Source organism: Ruegeria sp. BHSB196, from assembly GCF_059613135.1.
On the sequence record NZ_JBXWRY010000068.1, the window covers coordinates 1 to 9,524 of the forward strand.

Consider the following 9,524-nt stretch of genomic DNA (forward strand, 5'->3'; position numbering starts at 1 on the left):
GGGCCGCCATACGGTGAGACCGACCGCTGCCTTGCCAGGCCCGCAGGCCGGGGGCTGCCAGCAGCGGCATGTGCGCAAGCTTCCAAAGGCCCTGACTGCCAGCCACAAGGGTTCCGCCGATCGCCATGACCAGACCGGCGCCGATCCATGCGGGCCGAAGCGTCATCTGCCCGTCGACCGGCGCGTCATAGAGGCCGCGCAACGTGGCGGCGACATCCGGAAGCAGCGCACCGGCCAGAAAGAAACCGAGAACCAGGCCGAGCAGACCGCCCAGCAGAGCGAGCAGGACCAGTTCCGCCAGGATCAACCGCGTGATCAGTCCGAGGGGAATGCCCAAGGCGCGCAAGGTGCGGATCGTGCCGCGCCGCTGTGACATCGCGAGTCCGATGGTGCCGTGGACGATGAACAGGCCGACCGCAAATGCCAGCAACCCGAACGCGGTCAGGTTCAGATGAAAGCTCTGCGTCAGCTGGGCAGTATCCGTGTCGAGGGACCGGGTGGTGCGCTGTAGCCCAGGGGCCACGTCGCCCAGCGGCGGCAGGCCGGCGGCTTGGTCCGGCAACACCGCCAGGCGTGTCATGCGCCCGGACTTGTTCAGCAGGGTTTCCGCAACGCCGATGTCGGTCAGGATCATGTCGGGCGGAACCGACTCGCTGGCAATCACCGGGGGCAGGCCCGGTTGGCGCGCCAGAACGTGCGCCAGTTCCGGCTGCGCGAACACCAGTCCCGGCGCGGTCAGCGCGTCGGTTGGACCCGGACCATTTGGCCCTTGCGTCGCCTCGGTGACGACGGCCAGAGGCGGATAGGCGAGCAGATCCACTCCCATCAGCCGGACATGGCGATCTTCGACCCGGAGATGACCATCAAGCACCGCCGCCACCTGCCAACCCGCGCGACGGATTTGGACATATTCCTGCAAGGAAATTTCGCCGCCCGGCCGGATCAGCTCGTCGAACTGGCCGATCGCAAGCTGTTCGTTTGCGCGGGCGTAGCTTGCGCGCGCCTCGGCATTGATCGCCTGCACCGCCGACCAAAGCGCGGTCGCCAGCGCCACGCCGCTGAGCAATGTCACCAGTTGCAGCTTGTGCCGCCACCAATGCGCCAGAAGGGCTTCGAGGGTCGCGGCAATCATCCGATCCGACCGCCGGTCAGATGCGCGCGCCGGTCCAGGCAATCGGCGATCCGGACGGAATGCGTGACCAACAGCAACGCCGTTTTCGTGTCGCGCACGAGGTCCAGCATCAGGGCCAGCACCGCCGCGCTGGCGGTTTCGTCAAGGTTTCCGGTCGGCTCGTCTGCCAGCAACAGCCGCGGCTTGACGGCCATGGCCCGGCCGATGGCCACCCGCTGCTGCTGCCCGCCCGAGAGCTGTTCGGGAAACCTGTGCAAGACATCCGTGAGTCCCAAGCGTTCGGACAATTCACGCTGCCAATCCGCATCCAGCCGGTTCGCCAACCGGGCATGAAAGGCGAGATTCTGGCCGACCGACAAGGACGGGATCAGGTTGTACTGCTGGAACACGATCGCCAGCACGTCGCGCCGCAGCGCTGCCCGCCCGGCGTCGTCAAGCTCCGAGAGCGCGGCCCCGTCCAGGGCGATTTCTCCACTGTCGAAGCTGTCCAACCCCGCGACCAGATTGAGCAGGGTGCTCTTGCCGCTGCCGCTTTCGCCGGTCAGCGCCACGGTTTCTCCGGCATCGAGGCGCAGGGAGACATCCTCCAGAACCGGCCTGCCGCCGGGATAGGCTTTCTTCACATGCTCGACCGACAGCAGCATCGTACCTCCTGTGGGTTGGTGCAGAATGTGATGCGCAGCTGCACGCTGTCCAGCGCGCCTGTAGAGACGGAACCATTCGCCGCAGGTCTGTGCCGTGCCTTTGGTCAGGCCGGGGTTGTTCCCCGATCCGTGTCGGGCCATGCTGGGCACCACATGGCCGACGACCCAAGCTGGAGAGGATTGAAATGACGCTGTCGCAACAGATCTTCTGGGGCAGCATCTATTTGTTTGCCTGTTTCGTCGTGGAAATCGGCTTGCTCACCTGGTGCACCGCTCTGATCCGGCGCGTGGTGGATCACGTCGCCGACCGGGGCCAGATGGTGCGCACCGCCGCGCCGATCGTCGTGGCCCTGGCCTTCATCATCGCGATCCACACGATTCAGGTCTGGATCTGGGCCATCGTCTGGGTCTGGGGCGCGATCCTTCCGGACTGGAATACCGCGCTGTATTTCTCGTTGGTCACCTTCACGACGCTCGGATACGGAGATATCGTCCTGGGTGAGGAACTGAGGATCTTCGGCTCCTTCGCCGCGGTGACGGGGCTTCTGGCCTTCGGACTGTCCACGGCGTTCCTCGTCGCGGTGATGACCCGCCTCTTTTCCGACCGTTTCCTGTCCTAGAGAATGGGCGAGAACAGCCGCGCGATGGGCGCGCCATAGCGGATCGCCCGAGGCTGCTCGGGCAGGGATTTCGCCAGTTCGTAGCTGCCCAGGAAATCGTCGTTCAGCATGTCGGCGATGGCGGTTGCGGCGCGGCGATCGAAGAAAAGTGCCATCGCCTCGAAATTGAGCCGGAACGACCGGTTGTCCAGATTCGTCGTGCCCACGGCGGCCAGCGTGTCATCCACCACGAAAGCCTTCTGATGCATGAACCCGTCGGTGTAACGAAAGATGCGCACGCCGCAGTCCCGGATTTCGTCGAAATAGGCAAAGGCCGCCAACCAGGGAATCCGGTGGTCTATCACGTCGGGCACCAGTATGCGCACATCGACGCCCCGCATCGCGGCATGTTTCAAGGCGGTCATGATGTCGATATCCGGCACGAAATAGGGCGACGCGATCCAGACCCGTTTTCGGGCTTCGGTGATGGCGGCAAAGAACATCATGGCGCCGGTCTCGGTCTTGTCGCCGGGCCCGGTCGCGACGATGAGGGCGTTCATGTCCTCGGGCGCGGGCGGAGTGGTCCAGGTCAGCAGATCCAGAAGATCCTCGTTGCGCGCCCAATGCCAGTCTTCGGCAAAGACCAGTTGCAGCTGCAGCACGATCGGGCCGCGCACCCGCAGATGGGTATCGCGCCAGGGGCCGAATCCGGGATCCTGTCCCAGATATTCCACGCCCACATTGTGCCCGCCGATAAAGCCGACCTGTCCGTCGATCACCAGGGTCTTGCGATGGTTGCGGTAGTTGAGCTGGAAGCGGAAATTCGGCCCCCTCTGATCGCGCGGATCCACCACATCGACACCGGCCTGACGGAGCTTTTCAAAGTAGGTCCGGGGCAGGCCATAGCTGCCCACCGCGTCGGTGAGAAAGCGCACATGCACACCCCGGCGCACGGCCGCGATCAACTTTTCCTGCAGCTCCTGCCCGAGTTCGTCGTCACGGACGATGTAGAACTGGATCAGGATGTAGTTTTCGGCGGCATCGATCGCCTCGAAGATCGCCTGGAACGTATCCTCGCCGTCGATCAGCAGATCCGCTCCATTGCCGCGCGAGACCGGCAAATGCGCCAGTTCTTCGAACGGCCGCGCATTGATGGTCATGGCCTTGGGATCCGGGCTGGCCACCTCGGCAAATGCCCGTATGCCGGCGACGACCCGTTCGCTTTCCCGCCGGGCGATCCGGTAGCCGCGAAACCGGTGGTGGCCCAGGAACATGTAGATCGGAACGCCGGCGAGCGGGAACGACAGCAGAAACACCACCCATCCCACCGACCCCTGCGGCGTCCGGGCGGTTTGTGCGGCGCGAACCGCGCAGAAGATCGCGGTCGCGTAGAGCGCGAAGACGGAGGCTGAGACAAGAGCGGCCCACATGGTCGTCCGAATTTTCAGTCACTTACCGGCTGCCAGTGTAGATGCGCGCCCAGTCGTTTGCCATATCGATGATGACCCACCCCATTTCGGGCCCGCGATCCAGGCCGTCCACCAGACGGCCCACATGGCTATCGCGGTCATAGGCCCATTCGCGCGCGGCATCGGTATGGTGCACGATGGCACCCAGACGCGGGCCGCTGCCGGCGGTCACCCACTCCAGCATCGCGAAATCGCCGTCCGAATTGCCGACGGCCATGATCGGGCGCTTGCCGAGCGTGCGTTCGATATTGACGGGCTTGCCGTCCTTGTCGTCGACAAAGGCCACTCCGGGCTCTTTCACGATCGCGGGGCTGCCATCCACCATCTGATAGGAACTGTCGGCATAGGTGCCCAGGATCTGGTTCGGCGGAATGCCGTAGGCGTCCTCGGTAAAGGCCCGCATGAAATGCAGGCCGCCGCCGGAGACGATGTAGGTACGAAACCCTTCGTCCCGCAGATAGCGCAAGAGTTCGGTCATCGGCTGATAGGTCATCTCGTCATAGGCAAGCCCGGTGTCGGAATGTCGCGCGCTGTCCAGCCATTCCAGAACAGCCGCCTGAAATGCATCGACGCTAGATCCGGCATGTGTGGCGTTGATCACCTCGATCAGCGCCTCTTCGCCACCCGCCATGACCCCGGTCACGTCACCCTCGGCCGCGGCGCGCAAAGTGTCGTTGGTCAGGACCGATGGATCGTCCTTGGCCATTTCGGCCAGCCGGTCCATGGCGAAGATGAGTTGAAAATAGACCGGCTGCTCGGCCCAGAGCGTGCCGTCATTGTCGAACACCGCAATCCGGTCTGCTGCGGCCACGAAGTCGTCCGATGCCGGATCCGAAACGCTCTCGACGAATGCGATGATTCGGGCCTTGGAGTCCGTTTCGTTCCAGGATGGCAGCGGGTCCGCCTGGACGGCGGCGGCGCAGGTCAGCAGAATGGCCGGAAGCAAATGCTGTTTCATGAATAATCTCCTGTGATCAATGACGCTTTCGATACGGGTTGGCGCGTTCGGTCAAAGCATACACGAATCCAATACGGTTGCAGCCTTGTTGAATGTAGCGGGTTTCAGGATCAGATCCGGTCGGCAAGTTCACGAACGCTCAAACGGATTTCATCCCGGATCGGCCCGCGCCGCGGCGCATCACGCAGGGTGGACCGCCAGGCTTGCGGCGGATTGCGCCCCGCCGCACGCCGCCAGGTCAGATCGTTCAGCACCTGTCGGGCCGCAGCAGGCAGATGATCGGGGATGTCCTGAGCGGTCAGCGTCGCCCAGACGCCCGTCCACAACCGCCCGACGGACCAGGGATTGTACCCGCCGCCGCCCAGAACCAGCAGACCATCGGCAAGCTGCCGGATCTCGGCAACGGCCCGCCAATGGCTGTTGTTGGACAGGCAAAGCCGCGACAGCGGGTCTTCGGTGACAGCATCCGCGCCGCATTGCAGAACGATGACCTGCGGGCGAAACGCCCGTGCGGCCGGCAGGATCAATTCATCAAGGATCAGGGCGAATTCGTCATCGTTCAGGCCGCGGGCTACCGGCAGATTGAAGGCGGCACCGCCCGCATCGTCCGACAGCCGTCCGGTAAAAGGCCAACGGCGGTCCTCGTGCACCGAAATCAGACGCACCCGCTCCGAGCCGTGAAACGCCGCTTCGACACCGTCGCAATGATGCGCGTCGATGTCGATGTAAACGACACGGGACAGTCCCTTGTTCAGCAGCGTCATGATCGCGAGCACCGGATCGTTGAGATAGCAGAACCCGCCGGCGCGGTCGGCGAATCCGTGATGTGTGCCGCCTCCGGGGTTGTAGACGATGCGCCCCTGTGCAGCCAGTTCCGCCCCGAGGATCGAGCCGCCGGCAGTGGTCGCCGGACGGCGGAACATCTCGGGGAAAACCGGGTTCGACAGAGTGCCGAGCCCATGCCGGGTTCGAACCTCGTCGTCAACCTGCTGGCGCCGTTCGGCCTCTTGAAGGGCGGCGATGTATTCCGGCGTGTGGAACCGGGTGAGAGCGGCCGGCTTGGCGCGCGGGCTTGTAAGGTATTGCGTTTTGGGCAGCCACCCCATGGCCCGGCAGAGATCGATCACCGTCGAAACCCGCGGAATCGCAAGAGGATGCGACCGGCCATAGGTGGACCGGCGATAGATTTCCGACCCTATGAAGACCGGTTGCGCCATGCTCGGGCCATCACTCACGGGGCGGGTCCAACTCGGCAATCCGCCCGTCCAGCGACATCAGGATCGCCACGGGGCGCAGGGCCGGAACGTGGCTGAACACGATCAGGATGCACACGGTCAGCGGCACGCTCAGAAACGCGCCGATGAGTCCCCAGACAGAGGTCCAGAAGGTGAGGGCCAGGATGACCAGAAATGTCGACATGTTGAGCGACCGGCCCATCAAGGCCGGGTCGATGAAGTTGCCGATCAGGAACTGAAGCGTTCCGCAGCCCAGCACGATGATCAGGAAAGGCCCGATGCTTTCGAACTGCACCAGAGAGACCAGCGCGGGGAAGATCACCGCGATGATCGAGCCGATCGACGGAATGAAATTGAGCGCAAAGGTCAGGACCGCCCAGGTTTCCGCGTATTCCAGATTCAGAACCTTGAACACGGCATAGCTGATCAGCGCGGTCACGGCGCTGATCAGAGTCTTGAGACCCAGATACCGCTGCAGACTCAGCGAGATGGCGTCAAGGACCGCAGCCATGTCCGACCCGATTTTCGGACTTCCCGCCGCCAATCGGATCTTTTTGCGAAAGGCCAGCCGTTCGGCCATCAGAAAGGCGACATAGAGGCTGATCAGGAAGAACTGGTTCAGCAGGGATGTCGCACTGCCCAGCGCCGTCCGCGCCACCATGGACATGTCGATGTTGATCAGGTTGTCGCGAATGAACTTGGTGACATCATTGCCGATCAACCCCGTCACGCGATGCACCGCGACATCGAACTGGTTCTCATAAGTGCCGACATTGCGCGCGAATTGCGTGGCCTGGTTGCCGAGGATGTAGACGATGACGAACAATCCGGCCAGCACCACGGTGATGCCGGCCAGATTGGCCAGCCAGGTCGGGGCGTGCATCAGTGCTGCGACCCGGTCGCTGACGGCCATGATCAGAACGTTGATCATCAGCGCCAGCACCAGCGGGATCAGAAACTTCGCTCCGGCATAAAGCGCGAACACGATGAGCGTCAGAACGATCAGGGTATCCCGAGTCGCAGACAGGCTCAGCCGGACGGGTTTGTGCAGATCGTGGCGGTCGCCTGTCATGGATGGTCAAACCCTTTCCCCGGCCGCTTCCTGCGCCGGCATCTTTCCGCACGGCAGGGGCGGGCACATGCCCGGTGATGTTGCCCAACCCGACGCGATTGTGCAATGGGCGCAGCCGCTTGGCCCGGCGACCGGCAAAAACCGGGGTTCAGGCATGACACAAGGCAGGCTAGGCTCGGGCCATGACACCCGCCGCGAATCCCCTGCTGACGCCATTCCGGGCCCTGTGGCTGGCGGTGCAGCGGTTCGTGGCCAAGAACGGGTTCGTCATGAGCAGTCACGTGGCCATGTCGCTGATGCTGGCGCTGTTCCCGTTCATCCTGTTCACGGTCGCTCTGGCGGGCAGCCTGTCGCAGGACTATGTGACCGACGAGCTTCTCAACCTCATTTTCGGGTCCTGGCCGGCGGATGTGGCCAAGCCGATCGAAGCCGAGGTGCGCGCCGTCTTGCAGGGGGCGGGTTCGGGCGTCATGACGCTGGGCGGGTTGCTGGCCATCTATTTCGCCTCGAACGGCGTGAATGCCGTGCGCGTGGCGCTGACCCATGCCTATCACGACGAAGACACCCGCGCCTTCTGGAAGTCGCGCCTGCTGTGCATCGCGCTGGTCATCGGCGGTGGGGCCGGCGTGCTGGCGGCTGCCGCGTTCGAAGTCGTGCTGCCGGTCTATACAAAGCTGGTGACAGAACGCATTCCGGCCGAAGCGGTGGACTGGTTCGCCATGGACCGTTTGAACTGGATCTTCGTGATTGCGATGCCTGCGGTCATGGTGTTTGCCTTTCATGCCTTGCTGCCGCCACGCCGCCACAGCCTGTTGCAGATTTTGCCGGGCGTCGTGCTGACGCTGCTTCTGTGGCGGGCAGGGGGATGGGCCTTCTCCATCTATGTGGGGAAATTCGCCACCTACAGCGCGACCTATGCCGGGTTGGCGGGCGCGATGGCGGCCCTGATCTTTCTTTATCTCTGCGCGGCGATCCTCATTCTTGGCGCCGAGTTCAACGGGGCCTTGATGGACCTGAAATCCAATCCGACCGAAGCGGGGCGCGCATGATGCGGGACAAATCATTGAAGTTCATGGGCCGGAATGACGATGTGGGGAAAACGCTTTGGTTGACCCGCACCTTGTACCGGCTGTTTCGATGCGCCCTGTTTGGCGGTGCCGTCCTGTCCTCACCCGCGCTGGCGCAAGCGCCGGAATATGTCGGCTCGGAGGCGTGTACGGAATGCCATCTCGAGGAAGCCGACGCCTGGCGCGGGTCGCATCACGCGCTGGCCTGGACCGTGCCCGGGCCGCAAACCGTCATCGCGGATTTCGACGGGACCGCGTTCGAGCTGGGCGACATGACGGCCCGGTTTCAAAGCGAAGATGGCACTTACCGTGTCGAGGTGACGGAAAAGGACGGCACGACCACAACCTATCCCGTGCACTCGGTGGCCGGAATCGCGCCGCTGCAGCAATACCTGCTGGAGACCGAACCGGGCCGGCTGCAGAGCTTTGACGTGGTCTGGGACGCCGAGCGGGGGGAGTGGTATCACCTCTATCCGGACCTCAACCCCACTCCGCAGGATGGGCTGCACTGGACAGGGCCATACAAGACCTGGAACAGCCGGTGCGCGGAATGTCACGCGACCGGTTACAGAAAGAATTTCGGCGTGCGCACGAACCGCTATGCCTCGACCCAGGCCGAGATCGGTGTCGGATGCGAGGCCTGCCACGGACCCGGCTCGGCGCATCTGGCGTGGACCACGGGCACGGAACCGGGCGACGGTCTTGACGCATTCGGTTTCACGATGAGTTGGGGCAGGGGAGACACCGAGGCCGAAATCCAGCAATGCGCGGGCTGCCATTCCCGTCGCGAAGCTCTGGCGGACGGCAACCCGCTGCCGGGCACACCGTTTCACGACGCCTACAACCTCGCGCTGCTGCGGCCGGGTTCCTATCACCCGGACGGGCAGATCCTGGACGAAGTCTATGTCTACGGGTCGTTCCTGCAGTCGCGGATGTATGCGCAGGGGGTCGGCTGCATGGATTGCCACGACCCGCATGGGGCGGAGCTGACAACCGAAGGCAATGCGACCTGCACGCAATGCCATTCGCCTGCCGGCAACGCGAGGTTCCCGACGCTGGCGCGCAAGGAATACGACTCACCCGAGCACACCCACCACACGCCCCAGAGTGAAGGCGCGCAGTGCCGCAATTGCCACATGATCGAGCGCGTATACATGGGAATCGACGGCAGAAGGGATCACAGCTTTCGCATTCCGCGACCCGATCTGGGGATCAGAACGGGTGCGCCGGATGCCTGTACCGACTGCCACGCGGACGAAGGCCAGCAATGGGCCGCGGACCGTATCGCGGAATGGTTCCCCGACTCTCTGCGCCGCGGGCCGCACTACGGCGACAGTTTTGCCCAAGC

9 protein-coding genes are annotated in these 9,524 nt (G+C 63.7%); 3 read left to right on the forward strand and 6 right to left on the reverse strand.

Features of this window, described 5'->3' with window-relative positions:
* The coding region (locus AC2FNJ_RS19720; RefSeq protein WP_496766717.1) for an FtsX-like permease family protein at positions 1-1,132 on the reverse strand (1,132 nt) is incomplete at its 3' end.
* Complete coding sequence (locus AC2FNJ_RS19725; protein WP_496766718.1) at positions 1,129-1,776, reverse strand: ABC transporter ATP-binding protein; 648 nt, start codon at positions 1,774-1,776, stop codon at positions 1,129-1,131. The genes AC2FNJ_RS19720 and AC2FNJ_RS19725, both read right to left, overlap by 4 nt.
* 185 nt (positions 1,777-1,961) lie before the next feature.
* Here AC2FNJ_RS19725 and AC2FNJ_RS19730 point away from each other — a divergent pair, with 185 nt between their 5' ends.
* Positions 1,962-2,396 (forward strand): ion channel, encoded by a 435-nt coding sequence (locus AC2FNJ_RS19730; RefSeq protein ID WP_496766720.1) that lies wholly within the window; start codon positions 1,962-1,964, stop codon positions 2,394-2,396.
* On the opposite strand, the gene cls is transcribed toward AC2FNJ_RS19730, so the two are convergent.
* The 4 genes from cls to AC2FNJ_RS19750 all read right to left on the reverse strand — a co-directional run bounded on the left by cls (position 2,393) and on the right by AC2FNJ_RS19750 (position 7,109).
* Complete coding sequence (gene cls, locus AC2FNJ_RS19735; RefSeq protein WP_496766721.1) at positions 2,393-3,805, reverse strand: cardiolipin synthase; 1,413 nt, start codon at positions 3,803-3,805, stop codon at positions 2,393-2,395. The two genes, AC2FNJ_RS19730 and cls, sit on opposite strands and share 4 nt — an antisense overlap.
* A 22-nt stretch (positions 3,806-3,827) precedes the next feature.
* A complete protein-coding gene (locus AC2FNJ_RS19740) occupies positions 3,828-4,802 on the reverse strand; it encodes an HAD family hydrolase (protein ID WP_496766723.1) in 975 nt (324 codons plus the stop codon).
* 110 nt (positions 4,803-4,912) lie between these two features.
* A complete protein-coding gene (locus AC2FNJ_RS19745) occupies positions 4,913-6,019 on the reverse strand; it encodes an acetoin utilization protein AcuC (protein WP_496766729.1) in 1,107 nt (368 codons plus the stop codon).
* Between the two features lie 10 nt (positions 6,020-6,029).
* Positions 6,030-7,109, reverse strand: a complete 1,080-nt coding sequence (locus AC2FNJ_RS19750; RefSeq protein WP_496766724.1) for an AI-2E family transporter — start codon at positions 7,107-7,109, stop codon at positions 6,030-6,032.
* A gap of 182 nt (positions 7,110-7,291) precedes the next feature.
* On the opposite strand from AC2FNJ_RS19750, the gene AC2FNJ_RS19755 reads away from it, so the two are divergent.
* Together AC2FNJ_RS19755 and AC2FNJ_RS19760 are read left to right on the forward strand one after the other, a co-directional pair.
* On the forward strand, positions 7,292-8,158 hold the full coding sequence (locus tag AC2FNJ_RS19755; protein ID WP_496766726.1) for a YihY/virulence factor BrkB family protein: 867 nt from the start codon (positions 7,292-7,294) through the stop codon (positions 8,156-8,158).
* Positions 8,158-9,524 (forward strand): multiheme c-type cytochrome (locus tag AC2FNJ_RS19760; RefSeq protein ID WP_496766727.1); only part of this gene is annotated, 1,367 nt, incomplete at its 3' end. The genes AC2FNJ_RS19755 and AC2FNJ_RS19760, both read left to right, overlap by 1 nt.